This window comes from Bacillus sp. TCT6 (assembly GCF_056033845.1).
The window spans coordinates 1167055-1190076 of record NZ_JBVYHX010000001.1 but is presented as its reverse complement, the minus strand read 5'-3'; the positions used below and the strand labels follow the sequence as shown (position 1 = coordinate 1190076).

At 34.2% G+C, this 23022-nt stretch carries 22 protein-coding genes and 1 pseudogene; 11 read left to right on the top strand and 12 right to left on the bottom strand.

Annotated features, from left to right (window positions below; all coding sequences use genetic code 11):
- Positions 1-58: 58 nt before the first annotated feature.
- From resA to AC0ONG_RS06020, 8 genes are all read right to left on the bottom strand, one after another.
- Complete coding sequence (resA, locus tag AC0ONG_RS06055) at positions 59-580, bottom strand: thiol-disulfide oxidoreductase ResA (protein ID WP_000742196.1); 522 nt, start codon at positions 578-580, stop codon at positions 59-61.
- Between the two features lie 106 nt (positions 581-686).
- Positions 687-1415, bottom strand: a complete 729-nt coding sequence (gene rluB, locus AC0ONG_RS06050) for a 23S rRNA pseudouridine(2605) synthase RluB (RefSeq protein WP_000440553.1) — start codon at positions 1413-1415, stop codon at positions 687-689.
- Positions 1416-1704: 289 nt separating this feature from the next.
- Complete coding sequence (gene spmB / locus AC0ONG_RS06045) at positions 1705-2235, bottom strand: spore maturation protein SpmB (protein ID WP_000029514.1); 531 nt, start codon at positions 2233-2235, stop codon at positions 1705-1707.
- A complete protein-coding gene (spmA, locus tag AC0ONG_RS06040; protein ID WP_000247810.1) occupies positions 2232-2828 on the bottom strand; it encodes a spore maturation protein SpmA in 597 nt (198 codons plus the stop codon). The genes spmB and spmA overlap by 4 nt, the downstream gene beginning before the upstream one ends.
- Positions 2821-3945 carry a D-alanyl-D-alanine carboxypeptidase family protein gene (locus AC0ONG_RS06035; protein ID WP_001252627.1) on the bottom strand — a complete coding sequence of 375 codons (1125 nt, stop codon included), beginning with the start codon at positions 3943-3945 and terminating at the stop codon, positions 2821-2823. The genes spmA and AC0ONG_RS06035 overlap by 8 nt, the downstream gene beginning before the upstream one ends.
- 112 nt (positions 3946-4057) lie before the next feature.
- Positions 4058-4972: a superoxide dismutase gene (locus tag AC0ONG_RS06030; RefSeq protein WP_001075736.1), complete on the bottom strand. Its 915-nt coding sequence runs from the start codon at positions 4970-4972 to the stop codon at positions 4058-4060.
- A 105-nt stretch (positions 4973-5077) separates the two neighbouring features.
- Positions 5078-5569 carry a YpuI family protein gene (locus AC0ONG_RS06025; RefSeq protein WP_000067554.1) on the bottom strand — a complete coding sequence of 164 codons (492 nt, stop codon included), beginning with the start codon at positions 5567-5569 and terminating at the stop codon, positions 5078-5080.
- 22 nt (positions 5570-5591) lie between these two features.
- Positions 5592-5981, bottom strand: coding sequence for a hypothetical protein (locus AC0ONG_RS06020; protein WP_000584359.1), 390 nt, complete (start codon positions 5979-5981; stop codon positions 5592-5594).
- Positions 5982-6163: 182 nt separating this feature from the next.
- On the opposite strand from AC0ONG_RS06020, the gene mprF reads away from it, so the two are divergent.
- The gene (gene mprF / locus AC0ONG_RS06015) at positions 6164-8743 is read left to right on the top strand and encodes a bifunctional lysylphosphatidylglycerol flippase/synthetase MprF (RefSeq protein ID WP_016098002.1); all 2580 of its coding nucleotides are present in this window, start codon (positions 6164-6166) and stop codon (positions 8741-8743) included.
- Positions 8744-8747: 4 nt separating this feature from the next.
- Here mprF and AC0ONG_RS06010 read toward each other — a convergent pair whose 3' ends face one another.
- On the bottom strand, positions 8748-9536 hold the full coding sequence (locus AC0ONG_RS06010; protein ID WP_000232602.1) for a hypothetical protein: 789 nt from the start codon (positions 9534-9536) through the stop codon (positions 8748-8750).
- A gap of 176 nt (positions 9537-9712) precedes the next feature.
- Between AC0ONG_RS06010 and deoD the strand changes: the two genes are divergently transcribed.
- The 4 genes from deoD to AC0ONG_RS05990 all read left to right on the top strand — a co-directional run bounded on the left by deoD (position 9713) and on the right by AC0ONG_RS05990 (position 13495).
- The gene (gene deoD, locus AC0ONG_RS06005; RefSeq protein ID WP_000110707.1) at positions 9713-10420 is read left to right on the top strand and encodes a purine-nucleoside phosphorylase; all 708 of its coding nucleotides are present in this window, start codon (positions 9713-9715) and stop codon (positions 10418-10420) included.
- A 306-nt stretch (positions 10421-10726) separates the two neighbouring features.
- The gene (locus tag AC0ONG_RS06000) at positions 10727-12541 is read left to right on the top strand and encodes a sensor histidine kinase (protein ID WP_000797506.1); all 1815 of its coding nucleotides are present in this window, start codon (positions 10727-10729) and stop codon (positions 12539-12541) included.
- Positions 12542-12648: 107 nt separating this feature from the next.
- A complete protein-coding gene (locus tag AC0ONG_RS05995; RefSeq protein ID WP_000806236.1) occupies positions 12649-13179 on the top strand; it encodes a tyrosine-type recombinase/integrase in 531 nt (176 codons plus the stop codon).
- 121 nt (positions 13180-13300) lie between these two features.
- Positions 13301-13495: a DUF3924 domain-containing protein gene (locus AC0ONG_RS05990; RefSeq protein ID WP_001094856.1), complete on the top strand. Its 195-nt coding sequence runs from the start codon at positions 13301-13303 to the stop codon at positions 13493-13495.
- 214 nt (positions 13496-13709) lie between these two features.
- On the opposite strand, the gene AC0ONG_RS05985 is transcribed toward AC0ONG_RS05990, so the two are convergent.
- Positions 13710-14555 (bottom strand): DUF72 domain-containing protein, encoded by an 846-nt coding sequence (locus AC0ONG_RS05985; protein ID WP_000897362.1) that lies wholly within the window; start codon positions 14553-14555, stop codon positions 13710-13712.
- A 151-nt stretch (positions 14556-14706) separates the two neighbouring features.
- Here AC0ONG_RS05985 and AC0ONG_RS05980 point away from each other — a divergent pair, with 151 nt between their 5' ends.
- The 3 genes and pseudogenes from AC0ONG_RS05980 (at position 14707) to AC0ONG_RS05970 (ending at position 17431) form a co-directional block, all read left to right on the top strand.
- Complete coding sequence (locus AC0ONG_RS05980) at positions 14707-15972, top strand: ATP-binding protein (protein ID WP_000937233.1); 1266 nt, start codon at positions 14707-14709, stop codon at positions 15970-15972.
- A gap of 206 nt (positions 15973-16178) precedes the next feature.
- Positions 16179-16785, top strand: a pseudogene (locus AC0ONG_RS05975) (Gly-Xaa-Xaa repeat protein).
- Positions 16786-17002: 217 nt separating this feature from the next.
- The gene (locus tag AC0ONG_RS05970) at positions 17003-17431 is read left to right on the top strand and encodes a hypothetical protein (protein WP_001265587.1); all 429 of its coding nucleotides are present in this window, start codon (positions 17003-17005) and stop codon (positions 17429-17431) included.
- Positions 17432-17511: 80 nt separating this feature from the next.
- On the opposite strand, the gene AC0ONG_RS05965 is transcribed toward AC0ONG_RS05970, so the two are convergent.
- The gene (locus AC0ONG_RS05965; RefSeq protein ID WP_000769249.1) at positions 17512-19554 is read right to left on the bottom strand and encodes a transglycosylase domain-containing protein; all 2043 of its coding nucleotides are present in this window, start codon (positions 19552-19554) and stop codon (positions 17512-17514) included.
- A 311-nt stretch (positions 19555-19865) separates the two neighbouring features.
- Here AC0ONG_RS05965 and AC0ONG_RS05960 point away from each other — a divergent pair, with 311 nt between their 5' ends.
- The 3 genes from AC0ONG_RS05960 to AC0ONG_RS05950 all read left to right on the top strand — a co-directional run bounded on the left by AC0ONG_RS05960 (position 19866) and on the right by AC0ONG_RS05950 (position 22414).
- On the top strand, positions 19866-20486 hold the full coding sequence (locus AC0ONG_RS05960; RefSeq protein WP_000231445.1) for a DUF47 domain-containing protein: 621 nt from the start codon (positions 19866-19868) through the stop codon (positions 20484-20486).
- Between the two features lie 11 nt (positions 20487-20497).
- Positions 20498-21496, top strand: a complete 999-nt coding sequence (locus tag AC0ONG_RS05955; protein ID WP_000380276.1) for an inorganic phosphate transporter — start codon at positions 20498-20500, stop codon at positions 21494-21496.
- A 117-nt stretch (positions 21497-21613) separates the two neighbouring features.
- Positions 21614-22414 (top strand): sulfite exporter TauE/SafE family protein, encoded by an 801-nt coding sequence (locus AC0ONG_RS05950; RefSeq protein ID WP_000455760.1) that lies wholly within the window; start codon positions 21614-21616, stop codon positions 22412-22414.
- Between the two features lie 293 nt (positions 22415-22707).
- On the opposite strand, the gene AC0ONG_RS05945 is transcribed toward AC0ONG_RS05950, so the two are convergent.
- Positions 22708-22935, bottom strand: a complete 228-nt coding sequence (locus tag AC0ONG_RS05945) for a hypothetical protein (RefSeq protein ID WP_000882911.1) — start codon at positions 22933-22935, stop codon at positions 22708-22710.
- Positions 22936-23022 lie beyond the last annotated feature (87 nt).

Genomic DNA, 23022 nt, shown 5'->3' with positions numbered 1-23022 from the left:
AGAATTTTTAAATCAGAGGCACTATAGACACGCACCTCTTATGTAAAGGCTTTCTTTATTACGGAGTAATTTTCTTTAAATACCCTTCTAACTGTTCTTTCGTTTGTTCACCTATAATTTGCTCCACTACTTTTCCATCTTTATCAATCAAAAAGCTTGTCGGTAATGGACCTACTCCATATGTTCCTATAATCTTTTGTCCTTTATCAATAGCAACTGGGAATTTCAAACCATATTGGTTCACAAAGTTCTTTACTGCAATATCCGTTTCATCTGCATCTAACGCTATGATTTCAACGCCTTTTTCTTTATACTTTGGATATAATTCATTCATATAAGGCATTTCTTTTTCACAAGGTTTACACCACGTACCCCAAAAGTTTAAAAATACACCTTTTCCCTTTAAATCTTTTAGTTCAATTTTCTTCCCTTCTAAATCTGTCACAACAAAGTTAGGTGCTTCTTTTCCGATTTGCATTTTCTCTTTATTAGCAAACAATCCTTGATAAAGGGTAAATCCTACAGCACCACATAAAATGAGTAGAATAATAACGCGAAATAATAAGCGATTTTTCTTCATATTACCTCTCCTCTCCTCGGTAAATGTTATGTATTATCTTCTGTAAATGTTGTATTGAATAAATCACCAGCAGAGCACTCCACTGGTGAATTTTTAACTCTATAGCTTATCTTGGCTTTGTAGAAGCAAGCGCGCGTAATTGTTTCACCTCATGTGGTGTCAATTCTCTCGCATCACCAGGTCGCAGGCTTCCTACTTCTAAGAAAGCATAACGTTCACGTTTTAATTTCACTACTTTACAGTCTAACGCTTCAAACATACGACGCACTTGACGATTACGTCCTTCATGAATTGTTAATTGTACAATAGCCATCTCTTTACGCTTGTCCCAAGAAATAATTTTCACATGTGCTGGTGCTGTTTTACCATCTTCTAATGCAACACCGCGTTCTAACATGCGAATTTTCTCACCTGTTAATGGGCCTTTTATTTTTGCAACATACGTTTTTTCAACTTTATATTTAGGATGCATTAATATATTTGCGAAGTCCCCGTCGTTTGTCATTAATAATACTCCTGACGTATCATAATCTAGACGTCCGATTGGGAATAAACGTTGTGTAATTTCAGGGAAAAAGTCTGTTACAACACTTCTACCTTTATCATCTGATACACTTGAAATTACACCAGTTGGTTTATATAGTAAAAAATAAACAGGTTCTTCTTTTTCAAGAGGGATGTTATTTACTTCTACTTTATCTTGAGGAGTTACTTTTGTTCCTAACTCTTTCACTATTTTTCCGTTAACTTTCACTTTTCCTTGCTGAATTAATTCCTCAGCCTTTCTTCTCGATGCAATACCTGCTTGCGCAATCACTTTTTGTAATCGTTCCATTTCTTTTTTTCACCTCGAATTTATCTTACCTTACATTAGAAAGACTTGGCAACCGCATACGCTTTACGGTTATTCGCTCCATCTCCCTTAAACAACATAGCGATGATATTAAACATATAAAGGTCAAATCATGTTTTTATCCTTTATTATTGTCCATATTTTTCATATTTCTCACAATAAAAGTTCATCATTTTGTCAAAAATACTGCATAAAAAAACCACTATTAAGCTACACCTTAATAGTGGTCGTATACGTATTATACGCGAAATAGCATAAAAAATGAATAGCTTTACTGAAACAATAGGGAAACAAAGACAATCGAGCAAATAATTCCGATTAAATCTGCAAAAAGACCTACTTTTAATGCATCTCCCATTTTTCTAATACCAACAGCTCCGAAGTATACTGTTAAAATATAAAAAGTCGTATCTGTACTCCCTTGCATCGTAGAAGCTAATCTCCCAATGAATGAGTCTGGCCCATATGTAGCAATTAAATCAGTCGTAATACTTAGACCAGCAGAACCTGAAATAGGACGTATTAGTGCTAATGGAACGATTTCTGCTGGAACGTGAATTAAATCTAGCATTGGCTTCATTACTGATATCATTGCATCTAGCGCACCTGACGATCGGAATATAGAAATAGACACAAGCATTCCAACCATAAACGGTAAAATGGAAATTGCAATTTGAATCCCTTCTTTTCCTCCCTCAACGAACGATTCATACGTCGGCACTTTCTTTATCGTGCCATATAAAAGGATAAAACCAATTACACAAGGGATTACCCATAAGGAAATTGTATTTACAATACTCATTTTTTCCGCCCCTTTCTACTCCTTCTTCGGTAAAAATAGCGGTCAATCCAAATTGCTCCAATCATAGAAAGTACTTGTGCAATAAATGTTACCCCAACAATTTCAGTAGGATTGGCTGATTCATATGTCATTCGAATTGAAATGACTGTCGTAGGAATTAATGTAATAGCTGATGTATTTAATGCTAGAAACGTCACCATAGAACGGCTCGCCGAATCCTTTCCTCCATTTAACTCTTTTAGTTGTTCCATCGCTTTAATACCAAGAGGGGTTGCTGCATTACCTAGACCAAAAAAGTTTGCCATCATATTTGATAGAATAAATCCCATGGACGGATGATCCTTTGGTATTTCTGGAAACAACCTTTTTACTATCGGCATAAAAAGTGAAACTAATTTTTTTAACAATCCGGCTTCCTCTGCAATTTTCATTAAACCAAGCCAAAATACTAAAACACTAATAAGTCCTATACAAATCGTTACTGCATCTTTTGCTCCGTCAAATACAGCCTTATTCACTTCTTCCATCGTTCCATTTATCATGGCGTATACAATCCCAATGACAGCCATCGCTACCCATACGAGATTAACCATTGTTCCCAACACCTATCATGTAAGAAAAAATTTCTTTCACATTATTCCAGTAAAGTCCCGTTGTAGCTACTAACTTCCGTTTACTATAAAATAAATTCCGTTCTCCAACTTTCTCATTGCCAACATAAACATCTGTCTTTCCAACCTTTACTCCATCCTCAAGCGTTATACTTTTATCCAGTTCAACTTTTAATAATACGTTCTTTCTTTCCTCTTCAGTTAACGGCACGGAAAAACTATTTTTCGTATAAACATGGTTGGCATACTTCTTTTCATTTATTTCAGCAATTGCTCCTTGTCCTAAAACTTTCGTTTGCTTGAAACGTTCAAATCCTTTATCAAATAGATTCATATGATCATCCCAATCACTAGAAGCACTCAAAGTTACGACAATTAAATCTAGTCCATCTTTTGATGCCGTTGTAACAAGCGTTCTTCCTGCTTTCTTCGTAAAGCCTGTTTTTCCTCCTGTTGCAAATTCATAATAAGACGTTACCAACTTATGTTTATTTTTCCACGGGTAATCCCAAGAATCGGATTTATACGTTTTTGTTCCAAAGATTTTTTTAAATGACTCGTTTCCCATTGCATACTTCGTTAATAACGCCATATCGTAAGCCGACGAATAATGTGATCCATCTCCATCTAAACCATGAGGGTTTGAGAAGTGAGTATCTTTCATTCCAATTTCTTTCGCCTTTTCATTCATTAAATATACGAATCCATCTATACTCCCACCCACACTTTCAGCAATTACTTGCGCTGCGTCATTACCAGATCTAAGCATGAGTCCGTATACTAAATCTTCTAACTTCACTTTTTGTCCAGGCTTTAAATAGATTGCTGATCCTTCCACCCTCACCGCTTCATTGCTAACTGACACCATTTCTTTCATCTTCCCTGATTCAGCAGCTAACAAGGCAGTCATAATTTTTGTTATACTAGCAATTTTTTGAGGTTCATGTTCTGCTTTTCCGTATAATACACGACCAGACTGTTGCTCCATTAATACAGCATTTCGAGCACTGACATTGCTGTTCATCTTTGCATATGTAGGAATCGGCATAACGCTTGCGTACATAATAAGAAGCGTAATGATTACACAAATTCGTCTCATATTTCCCCCCACGTCCTTTTGGCACTTTTTGTACAAGTGTATGCTTGGCCTTTTAAAATATGAACGAAATCTTCCTTCTGCTTCCATTAAAAAAGACGCAGAGAATTTGCGTCTAATATGGTGTCCATTCAATTTGTTTCGCAGTTTCAAACCTTTTTTCTACATCAGGCCAATTTACAACATTCCACCAGTTTTTAATATATTCATCTTTTCGATTTTGGTATTGTAAATAATACGCATGTTCCCAGACATCTAGTACAAGGAGTGGTATCGTATCCCATTGTGTAAATAATTGATGAAGTGTACTTTGCAAAATTTCTAACCTTCCAGACCGGGGCACCCAAACGAGAATTGCCCAGCCTGAACCTTCTACTTTAGAGGCCGCTTCTGTAAAATGTTTTTGGAAACGTAAAAAGCTCCCAAAATCTTGTTCGATTTGTTGTGAAAAAGCACCTCTTGGACTCCCACCACCGTCTTTTTTCATGTTATTCCAAAATATCGTGTGTAAGTAATGACCTGACCCATGAAAAGCCGCTTCTCTTTCCCAATGCTTAATTAAATCAAATTGATTTGTTTTTCTCGCTTCTTCCATCATCTTCTCTGCTTTATTTAACCCTTCCACGTAACTCCGATGATGTTTATCATGGTGTAACATCATAATTTCTTTAGAAATATAAGGTTCTAACGCATTATACGGATAAGGTAATGGCGGGAGTGTATGTCCTCCAATTGGAACAGCTCGTTCGCTATCCCCTCTTTCATATAATTCATATTCCTCTTCTTCTTGCATAAATACTTCCTGCAAGTGATGCTGAATATGTTCTACATCATCACTTATTTCATACATAAACTCTGCATCTGTTTCATACTCATGCTCTTTCATACGCTCTAACAACGCCTGAATTTTATAAGCAAGCATATGGACATCATACACTTCCATTGCGCGGCTATCTAATACGTGAAGAACACTTTCACACCAATTTTCTACTTCATGAAAGTAATCTGTAAATACACCTTGCTGATTCATGTTGCACCTCCCTAATGCTATCCACTTAACTATATTCAATGAAAATCCCTTATATAACTGTACAAAAGGAAAAGAAGCTAAGTCACCTTAGCTTCTTTTCCGCAATCAATATTTGTGTAACATCTTTGTCTGATAATCCGTCTCATAATATTCTAGTTCTTCACGTATCAATTGAAATTTACCTTCTAAACTCTTCATCACTTGCCCCAAAGATGCAGGTGGTGTTTGTTGAAAAACGATAGAATTTTTTCCTGTATATGCAGACCGACTATTTTCATACCAATAATCACTCTTTGGTGAAAAAAACTCTGCAATTACTTGATGGTAAATCTTATATAAAATTTTTTCAGCTGCTGTTTTTCGAAATGGCTGACTATTCAACAAAACAAAACATGCATCATGTCCTTCTTCGCAAAAAACGAGAAGTCGTCTCATTGATGCTAATAACCCTTTATAATATTGCTCATTCCCTGCTGGTGTTTCCTCTAATAAAGAAGGCAACGTATGATAATTTACATAATTGGTTATCAAATTAATAGCATCTTCTAAAAATATAGAAACTTGTTCTGTTTGATTTTCAACCATCAAATTAGACATTTTTTCTCTCTCCTTTGCCATTTCACGCTATTTCTACTCTTTTATTTTTATGTAATTCAGCCAATATTTCTTGTACTTTCGACACCGTTCCCTCATCAAAATATTGTTGAAATTCTTCCAGATTATTTAAATACAAACGTTTTTGCGCACGAAGTTCCCTATCCTTCACTAAACAACATATCGCTACAATATCGCGCAAATATATGTTTTGTTCTTCTACTTTATACACTGGATTTCCTTCAAAAGGAGTAATTTCTTGTAAAACTTCTTCAAAATATCGAACGTATAAAACCGAAAAAGTTTTCTCTTTATCATTTAATATATATGTCACTTCAGATCTGTTAAAAAAATCTTCTGATGTATTAGGTTTCGCCTTTTCTAACTCATATCCTACATAACCTTTTATAATCATATACTCCCCTCCACCTTCTTTCATCTTATTCTAACTTAATTTTCTGATAAACAAAATATTCTTTTAAATATACCTATATAAAAAATAGCTCCCCTATACAGGAATTTACCTTTTTATTTTTCTTGAAGTTTGTCATAATAATATTATTGTCTCAGTTTTCTTATACAAGGAGAGTTGTATTTATGTCGTTTTCATGGAAACGTTTCTTACAAATCGGGAAAATTATCTTCCCATTTGTTGTATTAACAATTGTATTCTTTCAAGCAAAAAAAGAATTAGCGGGCATTTCTTTTTTAGAAGCGATTGATACAATTAAAAACATTCCAACTGGAGGAGTCTTTTTAGCAATTACACTTGGTGCATTCGCTGTATCAACAATGTTCTTTTATGACTATGTTATGCTTCGTTACTTAAAAGCTGATATCCCTGTCCAAAAGATTTTCCGTATCTCGTGGATTGCTAATACTTTAAATGGATTTATCGGGTTTGGTGGTCTAGTTGGAGCCGGCGTACGCACAATGCTTTATCGTCCATACATAAAAGAAAATGGAAAACTTATTAAAAGTATCGCTTGGATGACAACTGCCTTTATTAATGGATTAGCCATTCTTTCATTTCTTGGTCTTATCGGAATATTAGACACGAGATTTATTTTGCATGAAAAACCATGGCTATGGCCTGTTCTTATCTTCTTTGCTCTTTTCGTCCCTATATATATCGGATTTTCTAAATTAAAAAATAGAAAAGCGATGCAAACAGAGGGACAAGAAGAAGAGGAGAAAAACCCAACTGTTTTATACTCATTAGTTTCATTAGTCGAATGGGTATCTGCTGGTATTGTTATGTACGTCATATTACTATTATTTGGCATTGAAATCGAATTCCAAAAGTTTTTAGGCGTATATGTCATTGCTGCTTTAGCTGGTGTCGTTAGTCTTGTTCCTGGTGGTCTTGGATCATTTGATCTTGTCTTCTTAACTGGGCTTGGGCAATACGGCATCGATACAGGTGTTTTGCTTCCTGCTATGTTATTATATCGTCTCGTCTATTACATCTTACCATTCTGCCTTGGTCTCATTTTTGCAGCTTTTGAAATGACAGGAGTAGCCATTAAAAAGTTTGAAGATAAACCCTTTATTGCGCCTGCATTAGAGACAACTGGTGTTATATGGACTTTGCAGCGTGACTTTCTAGGAAAGTTAGGTTCTTGGGCATCTGCTGCTTTAACAGTATTTGCTGGCTTAATGGTTATTTTATCAACTATTCTACCGACAAGTATAAATCGGGCACACGCCTTACATATTCTAGCTCCAAAACATCTTATTCAATTTTCTTTTAGCTTATCGCTAACATTCGGTATTCTCCTCCTCATTCTTTCACGAGGGATATATTACGGAACAAAACGTTCTTATTATATGACGATTGTTTCTTTAATTGGAGCGGCTATTTTTAATACACTAAAAGGAATTGATGTTGAAGAAACTTTTATTTTATTAATCGTACTCGCTGTATTGTATATGCTTCGTAAAAGGTTTGTACGTGAGAAAATGGAAATCTCACTATCCGATATCGTAAAAGTTTTTATATTCCTACTTGTAACGTTATATTTATATAAAAACTTAGGTATTTTATTTGCAAGTGCAAAAGAAGCTTTCCAACCTGATTTTGTCGTTCGTAATATTACACAAGTGAAACGAAGTGCATTAGCAGCTGCCTTTTTTGTTCCTACTTTTTTACTAATTGGTTCACTCATTGCAAATCGTTATCGAAATGAATTTCCCGGGCAACCAGCTAATGATAAAAGATTACAAAACTTCTTAGATGAACATGGTGGAAATGTACTTAGTCATTTAGGTTTTTTAGGAGATAAACAGTTCTTTTTCAGTAGTGATGGAAAAGCACTCATTCTCTTCTCAATAACTGGAAAACGACTTATTGTACTAGGTGATCCAATCGGGGACCCTTCCTCCTATCGTACTGTATTGCAAGAGTTTTTAGCTGAGGCTGATCGATTTGGATACATTTGTGTATTCTACCAAATTGAAAGTAAATGGATGAGTTTATATCACGATTTTGGTTATAACTTCTTTAAGCTCGGTGAAGAAGCTGTTGTTGATTTAAATACATTTACAATAACAGGAAAGAAACGCGCTGGCATGCGAGCTACTTTCAACCGTTTTGAAAGAGAAGGCTATACATTCTCTATTCATGAGCCACCTTTCTCAGACGAATTATATGAAGAGTTAAGAAAAGTTTCAGATGCATGGCTTGGTGGAAAAAAAGAGAAAGGTTTTTCACTCGGATACTTCGATCGTGAATATATTAGTCGCGCTCCCATTGCAACATTATCTGATGCGGATGGAAAAATTATTGCATTCACAACATTCATGCCCGTATATCAAAACGGATCATTATCTGTCGATTTAATGCGATATTATCCAGATGCGCCTAGCGGCATTATGGACGCAATTTTCATCCACTTATTCCAATGGGCAAAAGAAAATGAATACCACTCCTTTAATATTGGTATGGCACCACTTTCAAATGTTGGTTTATCCACACAGTCTTTCTGGTCTGAACGAGTGGCTGCTGCAATCTTTAATAACGTTCGTTATACGTATAGTTTCAGCGGATTACGACATTTTAAAGAAAAATATAAACCAGCATGGAGCGGTAAATATTTAGCATTTAGGAAGAATCATTCTTTACCAATTACAATGCTCTCTGTAACAAAATTAATAGGAAAAAGAAAAAACAGCTAAATTCTTAGCTGTTTTTTCTTTTTTGAACTTGTACAATAAATTCTTTTTCATATTTCTTACCATTTATATAGAAATTCCCCCACATTTTATACGTACCCTCGGCAGGAAATGTAATACGGTATTGTAATTGTTCATCCGTATCCACAGGCATAGCGTATAAAAAGTTCTCCTTCGTTTCATCCACGATATAGAGTGACTCTACTTCTCCTCTCTCTGAATGTAATTTCAATTTTTCACCCTTTTTCGCTTGAAACTGAAATGTTAACGTAACTGGTTCATTCGGATGTAATGCGCCAAATAAAAGAGAAACTTCATACTCCCCTATTTTTTTTGTAAGTACACTGTCGATTGGAAATTTCACTTTTTTCTTATTGTTCTCCTCTTTCGTTCTACCAAAATCTTTCCTAGCGAATGACTCTACGGACTTATTTTTATCTTCGTATAAAAATATCGTATATTCTTCATCTTTCGCTATTTTGGAAGATAACTTATATGACCCGTTCCCTGCAAATGTAGGTTTAATTTGTTGTATGTGTTTTAACTGTCCATCTACAATCACTGCCCGTATTTGATCATTTACACCACGAATTTCATTATTCTTTTTGTTTAACAACTGAAATACAATATCTACTTTCTCATTTCCCTTTCCATTTGACACATCCCACTTTACTTCCTGAACATCTCCTACAGTCTCTTCGTTTTCTTGATATTTTTTTATGTAAAATCCTCCTGCCACAATAAGTACTAACGCAATAAGCCCAATGACAAGATTTTTCAAAACATCACCTACCATTTTTATTGTCTCTGTTCACATAAAACTTCTTAAGCTATATATTCTAGATTATGATTTATGAAATCCTCCTATTTTGCACATATTACAAATAATAAAAAGATTTTAATTGAAAGGATTCGTAGTGTATAATGCAAATGATATTGATTTCTATCAATACATTATAAGGAGGACTTTTCATGAGTGTACATATCGAAGCAAAACAAGGCGAAATCGCTGAATCTATTCTATTACCAGGTGATCCATTACGTGCAAAATATATCGCTGAAACATTTCTAGAGGATGTTACTTGCTATAATAACGTACGTGGTATGTTAGGTTTTACTGGAACTTATAAAGGAAAACGTGTATCTGTTCAAGGTACAGGTATGGGTGTTCCTTCTATTTCTATTTATGTAAACGAATTAATCCAAAGCTACGGAGTTAAAAATTTAATTCGCGTTGGCACTTGCGGTGCAATTCAAAAAGATGTAAAAGTTCGTGATGTTATTATCGCAATGACGGCTTGTACTGATTCTAATATGAACCGTTTAACATTCCCAGGATTTGATTTCGCACCAGCTGCAAACTTTGATCTTTTAAAGAAAGCTTACGATGCTGGAACTGAAAAAGGATTACACGTTCGTGTCGGTAACGTCTTAACAGCAGATGTGTTTTATCGCGAAAGCATGGACATGGTTAAAAAACTTGGAGATTACGGTGTATTAGCAGTAGAAATGGAAACAACTGCTCTTTATACATTAGCAGCGAAATACGGCGTAAATGCATTATCTGTATTAACAGTTAGCGATCACATCTTCACTGGCGAAGAAACAACATCTGAAGAGCGTCAAACTACATTTAACGAAATGATTGAAATCGCTTTAGATGCAGCAATTCAACAATAATACACTAAAGAACTTGTCATACGTCTGGCGAGTTCTTTTTATGTGACTTTTTATAAATAACTATTTTATAAAGAGACAGATTTCTCCCCTCTACTTTATTGTAACGTTTGTTATAATAAAGTGAAACTTTAATCAGTGGTTTTTTTCCATCCCCCACTGATTATTAGTTGAACCAATCAGGCTTTTACGGACAGTTGATCTCCCACCTACTAACTCCCTTGTATTCGCCGAATTTTGAAGTGGAAGTCTTATTGCCCGAGCGGGATAAAGAAATCATTTACAGTATTTCTCATAAGAGGTGACGCAGTGAAAAACAGAAGTATCGTCTTTAAACTATTTTTATTAACATCAACTTTATTTACAATAATATTCCTACTTTTTTTCCTAGGACAATCTCTATTTTTAGAGAAATTTTATATTAATAAAAAAGTAAAAACAGTTCAAACTGCTTTTGAAAAATTCGTAGATAATTATGACAAAAGTGATAAAAGTTATGAGAAAGTTAGAAAACTAAAACAAGAATTTCATGATAAAACAAATGCCGATATGCAGTTTTTGGATTCTAACGGTATTATTAAAAGTGATAACAATTACTATATCGATGTATTTAATCCCAACAATAATAAACAGTATTCCATTCCACTCAATAACCTTTTAACACCAGAAGAATATAATAAATTCGAAAATTTAGGTTTAAAAAAAGATGTAATAATTAATGTTGATGGAGTCGTACAAGAGAATAATATTATTACACCACAAAAATTAGGAACGAATTATAATCAATGGCAAAACGAACATTTCTATTCGGATTTTCAGTCAATTAATGGTAATCCTTCTAAGAATAGACTTGCAAGCCGATACAAATCTACAACTCGTATCGTCTTTACAGGTGTTATAACTAAGTTACAGCTCCCATCAAAAGCTGAGGTTCGTCTTGCAAATGATATTGAAACATTACAAGCCGTTCAATATTTTGCAGATATTATTAGAGATGGCACTTCTAACTCGAACCAATTAAACACTTTCATATTAGATGGCGGCGAAAATATAAAAAATAGTATCTTTGTAAAGCCGATTATAGAAAACGGAAAGATTACAGAATATGCTTTTGCGATAGCGTCTTTACAACCCGTTAATGAAGCGATGCTAGTTTTAAAAGACTATTATGTTTATGCCTTAATCATCGTGTTTCTCGTTATTATTTTGTTATCCTTCTACTACTCAAAAATCATTGTTAAGCCATTAATTAAAATGAATCGTGTTACAAAAAAAATGGCTAATTTTGATTTCAGCGAGAAATTACCTGTTACAGCCGACGATGAAATTGGTGGGCTTTCCGGCAGTATCAATACATTATCTGTAAATTTAAAAGATCGAATCGATCGATTAAATGTTGCCAATACAAAGTTACAACAAGACATTGAACGTGAACGTCAATTAGAGAAAACAAGAAAAGAATTCATTTCTGGCGTATCACACGAATTAAAAACACCACTGAGTGTAATTAGAAGTTTTGCAGAAGGTATTAAAGATGGTGTTAGTAAGGATACTTCGTATTATACTGATGTTATTTTAGAAGAAACAGAAAATATGAACAGGCTGATTGTTGAAATGTTAGAATTAGCAAAGTTAGAATCTGGTACTTACAAACTAGATATGACGACGTTCTCAATTGGTGAATTAACGCAACAAGTCTATACAAAATTATTATTTAGCATGGAAGAAAAGCATCTACAAGTGAACGTCGATGCAGACCCTTCTATACTTGTTAAAGCAAATCGTAGCCGTATTGAGCAAGTAGTTGTGAACTTACTAAGTAATGCCATCCGCTATACGCCGGATGGAGAAAAAATACAAGTCTCCATTATAGAAGCAGAAGATACCGTAAAAATCGAAATCGAAAATACAGGAAACCCTATCCCTGAAGAAAGTCTTGAAAAAATTTGGGATCGCTTCTATCGCCTAGATGCATCACGTAGCCGTCACACCGGAGGTACCGGTCTCGGATTATCTATTGTAAAAAACATTTTAGACCTCCATCATGCCGAGTACGGTGTGTATAATACGACTAACAGTGTTGTATTCTATTTCAATTTACAAAAAGTAAAAGAAGTCAAATAATTTGTCTTAATTTCACTAGGAGTTCACATGAAATTCACACTCTCCCTTTATAGTAAGAAACAAGTTAATCCTTTCCTTTACACATATAAAAGAGGAGAGTGCGTGAAATGAAACAAGCAGGACAACCTATTCAAAATGAAAAACAATTAGAAACTATCAAAAATATACTTTTACAATCTTCGAAACGTGATGGCTTATTATTCGTATTAGCTGTAAATTCTGGCTTAAAAGTAAGTGAAATCTTACAATTAAAAGTTAGTGATGTAATCGATGAAAATGAAAATGTTCGCCATTCCATTTTATTTTACAATGAAAAAGTGAAGAAACATAAATGGTTTGCTGTAAATGAAGACTTACAGCACGCAATCGAAGACTACATGAAAGAACGTAAAACTTGGAAACGTAATGAACCATTGTTAAAATCTCAAAAAGGAACAAAATCTATTACGAGACAACATGCATGGTACATTTTAAACAAAGCTGCAAAAGAAGTTGGATTAGAAGGGATTAGCTCACATACACTTCGAAAAACTTGGGGTTATTGTGCATACAAATCAGGTGTTGATATTGCATTTTTACAACACTTCTTTGATCACAGTACTCCATCAAAAACTTTAAAGTATATCGGTATTGCTTAATAACTCTTATACATAAAAAAGGTTACCATTTGAAAATTTGGTAACCTTTTTTATATTTCATATTCTCTTTTCTTGTCTCTCCTATACTGTAGTGGTACTCTAATAATAAGGGGGAGAAATTATGAACACACTTACAATTGAATTACCAAAAGAAACGGCTGAAAAACTTGATTTATTAAAACAAGCTTACGAAAAGAAAACAGGTGCTTCTATCTCTGAGAGCACTCTCGTGCAAACACTTATCTCAAAAGAATTTATCCAGGCGATAACTCCTTTTGATTTACAACAATTCATCAACGGAAAAGAACAGCATTAATGCTGTTCTTTTTTTATCTCTATTTAAAATATACAAAGTTTTTTATATATTTTTAGAAAAACCATTGACAATGATAATGATAACCATTATCATTTATTATGAAGCCAACAATTGATGAATCAACCAAACGCTCAGTAACATTGTTACCCCTCTTTTTCATATAGAAAGGCACTGTACATTCCCCCTGTTTGTACAGTGCCTTTCTTGTTTATTATCATTCAAAAAAATTTAATTGCTCCGGCTTCGGCTCACCATATGTAATGTTCATCATTTTCATAAGCTGTTTCGCATTATCTGCTGCATCCCCACCTGAATTGTTGTTAAACAGTACGTATATATCCTTTGTTTTCTTTTTTAATTGCTCTAGTCGTTCCACCCATTCTTCCAGTTCTTTATTGTTGTAGCGATATAAACAACGAACCGCTCTCCAATTTTCCCCTTTATCAAGCCAACCATGAACATTTCGACCGTGAAAACGTATTAATGCCATGTTTGAATTCGTAACCTCTAATACGAGTGGCACAGAACCTATCCCAGCCTGTGGTTCATCACAAATTGTATGAACCCATTTCTCCTGTTCTAGAAACTGTAACGTCTTATCTCTCATTTCTGGATAAAACCATGTTTGATTTCGAAATTCTATTGCACATGGTAAACCTTCCATTTTTTCTTTCGTATATCGAAGAAAATCTACATTTTTCTTTTTGCAATCAAACCATGGTGGATATTGAAATAAAATTGTTTTTAATTTATTAGCTTCTATTAAAGGAAGAATGGACTGCTTATACACATCAAACATCTCATCAAACGTAGAAAAAGGAAATTCCCCTTTCATATGTCCTGTCATTCCTTGATACGCTTTTACGACAAAAGAAAAATCTTTCGGCGTTTCCATTGCCCATTTTATATAATTTCGTGCAGGTTGCATCGCGTAAAATGAACTATCCACTTCCACAATAGGAAAATACTCACTATATGTTCGTAATTTATTTCTATTTTCATAGGAATCTACGTATAAAGAATCATGATCTCCCCATCCTGTCACTCCAATGAACAGCACATATATTCCTCCCTTTTTAACTTTATCTTCTATTCACTCCCCAAACACTTTTGCTAATCAATTTCATTAAGTGGCCCTTTCTTTAAGAGTATCCTTATTAAAATATGATATACTATATGGAAGAATTTTTAAAATGAGGGGTTATTTATTTATGCTTCCAAACGATGCTACTGTATCTCATGAAAAACGAATTGAAGAACTAGAAAATAAAGTGCGTTTTTATGAAGAACTTGTAAATCAATTACCACATCATTTCACATACAAAAATCCACATATTGGTTTACAAATAAAGAAAACTAGAGCAACTCATTCCATTCAAGAAATACCAAAAGAGAATAAAGAGGCTCATTTTCAACTTACTTGTGATTCATTATTCTTATTTGAACAACTTGAAAAACACTTTGTACATATTTTTGATGCCTTTTCACATCATGTAACCTTTGTCGATAGTAAAGGGAATATTACTTTATGTAATCAAGTTGCCGCAGATGATTTCGGTGTAATACGAAATGATATTATCGGAAAACCGATTCAACAATTACTAAGCTTGCCGGAAGAAAAAATTAAAGCGATTGAAACATTAAGAACGGGAACAGAAATATATAATGAAGAAGTTTTAGACAAAAACTATGGCATTATAAACAACCGAATTATTCGCGATTATAACGGGGAGATTTTTAGGGTTATTAGTGTCTTTCATTATTTAAACACAGAGCGTGATGCAGAGAAGTTTTCGTTAGCAGGACGAATCGCAGCCGGAATTGCACACGAGGTACGAAACCCTCTTACGACAGTACGAGGATACTTACAATTTTTACAAGAAAGTGTTTCTCCATCAAATAAAGAGTTATTTAAAAGCTTACTTATCCCTGAATTAGATCGTGCAAATAGTATTATTACAAAATTTTTAGCCATTTCAAAAACACGTGAATTTACAAGAGAACCGTTTCCTATTAATACATTTTTATGCGACTATATTCAACAGTTACTAGCTAGTGAAGTCTTCTTGCATAACATTTCAATTGATTATAACTTTTCTAATGAATTAGATGATATTTTAGTCAATATTGATCGACATGAACTTGTTCAAGTATTTTTAAACCTATTTCAAAATGCCGTCGATGCTCAAGGCGAAAAGCCTCTTTCTATTCAAATCACTAGTTATCGCCTAGATAACTTCGTTCGGATTACTTTCACAGACAATGGAATTGGTATTCCTCTAGCTATTCAAGAATATATCTTTGATCCATTCTTCTCAACGAAGGATTCGGGGACAGGACTAGGCTTATCAGTAACAAAAAAAATCATCCAAAATCATAACGGTACGCTCAAAATGACTAGTGATCCAGACGGTACAACCTTCACTATTTCTATTCCGATTTTACCTAAAGTAAATCGTGAAGCAATTAACTTATAAAATGAGAATGCTGTTCTATTAACTCCCTTTAATTGTTAAGCACACTCTAACAATTAAAGGGAGTTTTTTAAAACATATAGATTTTTCTCTACTTCTTTATTGTTCGTGTTAGGTAGGTAAACTTCTTATTTTTTGAGAAATAGTAGTTTGTCCATCACGAATTTAATTTAAATTTCATTATAATATATAGTAACGACTATTATTCTATGAAAGAAAGGAATGCAAAGATAAACAACAAAAATAAAGGGAAAGTATTTTATGGTAATGATTGTTGCGAAGTAAGAGCTTGTAGTTATATCAACATCTCTAAGTCCGAACTTAAATAATTTGTTAGACTTCTTCAAGCTCTCGGCCAAGCTATTCAAGCTGTCTTAGTTCAATATGGATCTGGTTCCTAGGTGGAGGCGCTACTGGACCAGCGGGTACTCCGATTCGGGTAACTATAGCTGCAATAGGAAACTCCAATGCTCAAACAATATCAACTGGAATTAATATTCAATTAAATCAAGTTTTTGAAATAAATAATATTAACTTTAATGACACTACACATACTTTACAGGCGTATATGATATTAGTTTCTCGGCATCTACAACTTTCCCAGGCTCTTCACCGTTTGGATTCGGTATTTCATTCAATGGCCAACCACCTACTCGTAATTTTTCAACTAATGTTATCGGTAGTGCTGTTTCTTTCTCTACAATTGTTACTTTACAAGCTGGTACAACGATTTCTGTACAACCTACAGCAAATACTATTTCTATTCCTAACACGGGCGATACAACTGCGACACTATCTGTACTCCGAATTTACTAACCACAATTTCCGATAATATTTTGGGAGGACTAAACACATTTATAAGTAATAGGTGTGATTTTGATTGTCTATTAAATCTCTCTTTTAATAAAAAGGAGCACTTATTTGGGAGGATAAGTGCTCCTTCTTTACGTTTCTTTACCTCAAATTTACTCTATCTTAATCCTCATTTTGTATGATAAATAATGAAGTCAAAGATATGAAAGAGGGATGAAAAATGAGAGTTATGTCACCGATACGCATTTGGATTGCTCTTATGATATGCATTATTTTATGTGTAGGGTTTTTTTTAACTCTAAAATATTCTACTATTTCAAAAGCAGAGAGAAAAACAGTTCCATACACACTTTTGTATACGAAACAAAACAACATCCTTTATTCCAATTCCACAAATAATGAAAAAAAAGTTATAAAAGGAATGCTTATTACGAAAGCTTCTAGTTACGAAACTCTACTTCAAATTACTGAAACGATTAAAGATCAGTATACAAATAAAGGAATTGATGAAATCACGCTGACTATCCATAATGAAAATAATGGTAGTTATGAAGAAGAATTACCATACGAACCGATTAGTAAAGGAACAATAATCATCACATACGATTCTCAATCCTTTGGCAGTACCAACATTACTCTTAATGAATAGTAGCATTTACCCCACTAATTATGAGCTCACTTCATTTTTCACATGAGAAAGAGGCGAATAACGAAATTCGCCTCTTTCTTTTACCATAACGATGGAATCCACTCTTTTACTTTATTAAACCACTCTTGCTGTTCTTTTTTCCTTTTTTGTTCTTCTTCTTGCCTTTTCTTTTCTTCTTCTTTTCTTCGCTTTTCTTCTTCAATTGTTTGCAATTGTTTTTTATAGTCCGCCTCAGATATTAACGACAATTGGAACGCTTTTTGGGCTGGGTTTGCATTTGCTTTTTTCATGATATCCCGGAACATCGTCGTTGTAATTTGACTACCACCTGGAACATAATGCTCGCTATCTGTTTTGTCATATCCTACCCAAACTGCACCTACTAAATCTGGTGTGTATCCTACAAACCACGAGTCCTTTGCCCCTACGCTCGGGCCATTTACAAGTTGAGTAGTCCCTGTCTTCCCTGCTGTATCAACATTAGTAACTTTCGCTTTTCCACCTGTTCCCTTTTCTACAACACCTTTTAATAAATACGTCATCTTTTGAGCAATTTTCTCACTCGTCACTCGTGTCTCTTTCTTATACCATTTCCCTATTATTTCCCCTTCAGCATTTTGAACTTCTCTAATTGCATGAGCCTCTACTTGAACCCCATCATTAGCAAATGTACTATATGCTTGGGCCATTACAAATGGTGATGTCCCTACATGCATCCCACCTAAAGCAATTGGATACGTACGGTCTTCTGGTACTAACGGAATACCAAATCGCTCTAAAGATTTCAATCCTTTATCTAATCCTATTTGTTCTAATAGCCACACAGCGGAAACATTATACGACTTTGCTACCGCTTCATACATTGTCACATTACCATGAAAGGCCTGATCACTATTTTTCGGTTCATATTCTTTAATATGAAATGGTTCATCTTTTAATATATCGTATACTTCATACCCTTGTTCTAAAGCGGGTACATATACAGCTAGAGGCTTTAATGTTGAACCTGGCTGTCTTTTTAATTGCGTAGCATGATTAAATTGTAAAAACTGATATGGTCCTCTACCTCCAACTAAAGCTGGAACACCGCCTGTTTTTGGATTTATAAGGACTACACCCGTTTGCATAAGTTGATCTGAGCCACTATCTTTGAAATAACTATCATTATTCACAACATCTTCTACAGCTTGTTGTTTTTTCGGATCAAGCTCTGTATAAATACGATAACCACCTGCTAAAATTTCATTTTGTGTTAATTCATACTTATCCATCGCTTCTCTAACTATATAGTCTACATATTGGGAGTATTTACCTTTGTATTTATCATCAACCCCACGTTTTAATACAAGGCCTGACTCTTTTTCTTTATTGTATTGCTCTTCAGAAATATATCCTTGTTCCTTCATTAAACTTAATACGACATTACGTCGTTCAATTGATTTATTAAAGTTTTTATAAGGAGAATACGCAGACGGCGCTTTAATTAAACCTGCAATCGTTGCAGCTTCTGAAATTGATAAATCTTTTACCTCTTTATCAAAATAAGATTTAGCTGCCCTCTTTATTCCCCAAGCACCTTCCCCAAAATAAATTTGATTCATATACATTTCAATAATTTCATCTTTTGTATAAGTACGTTCTATTTTTTTGGTTAAAAAGTATTCCTTTATTTTACGAGAAAATGTACGATCTTGTGTCAAAAATACATTCTTTGCAAGCTGTTGTGTAATTGTACTTCCCCCTGCTACAACTTCTCCTGCTGTAATATTTTTAAAAACTGCACTTATAATTCCACTATAATAAATACCATGATGGTTAAAAAACCCCTTATCTTCTACTGCAACAATTGCCTGAACCATAATATCAGGAATATCTTTTCTTTTAACACCTTCTGTTTTCGAAGAAGCTAATTTAGTTGCGACCTCATTATTTGCATCATAAATTAAAGTCGGTTGTGGAACAGCTTGTTTTAATTCAGATATGTCTTGAATGGATATTATTATATTTATAGCAATAAATAGAGTAATGAGTACACTTCCCAATACAATTAATGAATTACGAAGTTTCTTCCTCTTATTGAACCACTCAAGCATTTTTTTAAAATGAGTGTTCTTCAATTTCATTCGTTCACTTCCTTCATTTATTTACACTCTTCTTTTTAAAAGGAAGAATATACCGCCTTTTAAATTTACTATAATAACGTAGTCATTCCTATAGTGTAAAGCTTTTCTTTTACATTCATACTTTTTGCAAGAAAAGGACATTCTACAAGTAAGATATTCACTATTGGATATTAATATTATTAATAGAACAACGAGAGTTATGTTAAGTTTTTGTAAACTTTTCGATAAAATGTTTTAAAAAACGACAGTTTTTTGTTAGAATTGATTAGCCAATATATTTTACATATATTACTTTTGTGGGGGTAACAATAATGGTCTTTAAATCAAAAAAAGATAAATTTTCTGAAATGTTAATGAATGTTTCCGAAAATTTAAAAGAAGGCGCGCAGTTTTTCGTGGAGTATAAAATTAAAAATGCTAGCGATTTAAAAGAGTTTTCTATGCGCATGAAAGAGTATGAGTCAAAAGGTGACTCATTTATTCACGAAATCATTATGGAGCTAAACAAAGCGTTTATTACTCCAATTGAACGTGAGGACATCCTACAACTTGCAATGAGTATGGATGATGTATTAGACGGATTAGATCACAGTGCTGGTCTGTTCGAAATGTATTCTATTACAGAAGCTGATGAATACATGATTAAATTCGTGGAAGCAATTAATCAATGTGCGATTGAGATTGCAAACTCTGTTGAACTACTTTCTAAAAAGAAGTTAGTCGACATTCGTACGAACGCGATTAAGATTAAGGATTACGAATCACAATGCGATGATATTCGTCGTCATGCGATTAAGCACTTATTCTCTCGTGAAAAAGATCCGATTAAGATTATTCAATTTAAAGAGATTTACGAAGAGCTTGAAGAAGTAGCTGATAGCTGTCAAAGCGTTGCAAACGTATTAGAAACAATTATTATGAAGAACGCGTAAGGAGTTTGATCATGGATACACTCTTGATACTGACCGTTTTAGTAGTCATTTGCGCTTTAGCTTTTGACTTTATCAATGGATTTCACGATACAGCAAACGCTATTGCAACGGCTGTTTCAACGAAAGCTCTAAAGCCTAGACATGCAATTATTATGGCAGCTATTATGAACTTTTTAGGTGCAATGACATTTACAGGTGTAGCAAAAACGATTACAAAAGATATCGTTGACCCATTTGCTTTACAAAATGGTTCTCTTGTAATTTTAGCTGCTTTGCTTGCGGCGATAGCATGGAACTTAATTACTTGGTACTACGGTATCCCAAGTAGTTCTTCGCATGCAATTATTGGCTCCATCGCAGGTGCAGCCATTGCTGCTGCTGGTATTAGCTCATTAAACCTTAAAGGATTCATTAAAATTCTTGAAGCTTTAATCATTTCACCAATTATCGCTTTCGTTATTGGTTATATCGTTTACAGTATTTTTAAAGTGGTCTTTAAAAACTTTAACTTAACGAAAACGAATAAAAACTTCCGTATATTCCAGATTTTCACTGCAGCATTACAAGCCTATACACACGGTACGAATGATGCACAAAAAGCAATGGGAATCATTACGATGGCTCTTATGGCTAATAACTATCATACTTCTAGCGATATCCCGTTCTGGGTACAATTATCTTGTGCTATCGCAATGGGACTTGGTACTTCTGTCGGTGGATGGAAAATTATTAAAACTGTCGGTGGACAAATTATGAAAATTCGTCCTGTAAATGGTGTAGCTGCCGATTTATCATCATCACTTGTTATTTTCGGTGCAACATTCATTCACTTACCGGTTAGTACGACGCACGTTATCTCTTCTTCTATTTTAGGGGTTGGTGCTTCTCACCGTGTGAAGGGGGTAAAATGGGGAACTGCAAAACGTATGTTAATTACATGGGTTATTACACTTCCTATTTCAGCTTCTTTAGCTGCTCTGTTTTACTACCTATTACATTTTGTTTTCTAATCAAAAGTCGTCTTCCTTATTTTTCTAGGAAGACGACTTTTTTGTGAACAAGCCTATTTCTCATTAAAAAGCGTGTATAATAATTGGTGGATAAGTTATTTAGAGGAGTTGGCAATTTTGGAATACATCATGTTACTTTTCATCGGACTAATCGCCGGGACAGTCGGCAGCCTAGTTGGGCTTGGAGGCGGAATTATTATTGTTCCGTTATTAATTGGATTACACAGTTTATCACCACAACTTGCAGTAGGGACTTCTATGGTAACAGTCGTTTTCACAGGACTATCTTCTACCCTTACTTACATGAAGCATAAGCGAGTGGATTATAAAAGTGGACTTATTTTATTTATCGGAAGCGGTCCTGGTGGTATTATCGGATCATGGGCAAATAAATTTTTAAACCAAGACACATTTTCTTTATACTTTGGGATTTTCCTTATATTCGTCTCAATTCTACTTATGCTTCGAGACAAATTAAAACCTCTTTCCCTCTCAAATACGTCTGTAATTAAGCGTTCTTTTACAGATAATGATGGAAATGCTGTACACTACCAATTCCCACCGTTTCTTGCTATCTTTATCGCCTTTATAGTTGGGTTTATATCTGGGTTATTTGGAATTGGTGGCGGTGCCTTACTTGTTCCAGCAATGATGCTTCTTTTTGCATTCCCAGCACATATTGCAGTAGCAACTTCAATGTTCATCGTATTTCTATCAGCAATTGTAAGTTCTGCAACTCACATCTCACTTGGAAATGTCAGCTGGATTTATGCATTAATCCTTATTCCTGGTGCATGGATCGGCGGAAAAATCGGGGCTTACATTAATACAAAACTGAGTGGTAACGCCGTAATTAATTTATTACGTATTACGTTAATTATTCTTGGAACTAGATTAATCATTATTTCCCTTTTATAACGTATTCTTTTTAGAATGCGTTTTTCTTATACACATGAATATAAAAATCCTCCGAGGAGAACAAATAAAATTAAACAAGCACTTAATAACATATAATTTGAAATATGTACTTTCTTCAAGTTGACCACTCCTATAACTGCGACTGTTATCTTTATGATAGCGAAAAAATAGTTCACTTGCAGTTACAGAGTGCTAACAATGCAAAATCAATTATTACAAATTTTATCCTTATATTTCATTTCTTTGTATATTCTATCGATTTAATAAAAAAAGATGTCATATTGACATCTTTTTTAGTGAAGAAGTGACCATCCCATAAAGTCTTCATGTACTTGGCACGCCCTCTTATCGTTTCGATCATATAATTCAGCATAACTATCTGTTTCTTCATCATAAGCCATCGTATAAATAATTTGGCCGTCTACTTCAACGGATAAAACGACTCCACCTTTCATCTCTTCTACATGAATGATAGCATTCGCCGGAATTCTCATATCCGTCATTCTTATCGCATCTAACAATATACTAAACCCCCTACAGCGTATTCATTGCTAGTACTATTACACACTAAATAGTATACTACTGTAATAGCATACATTTCGTCAATG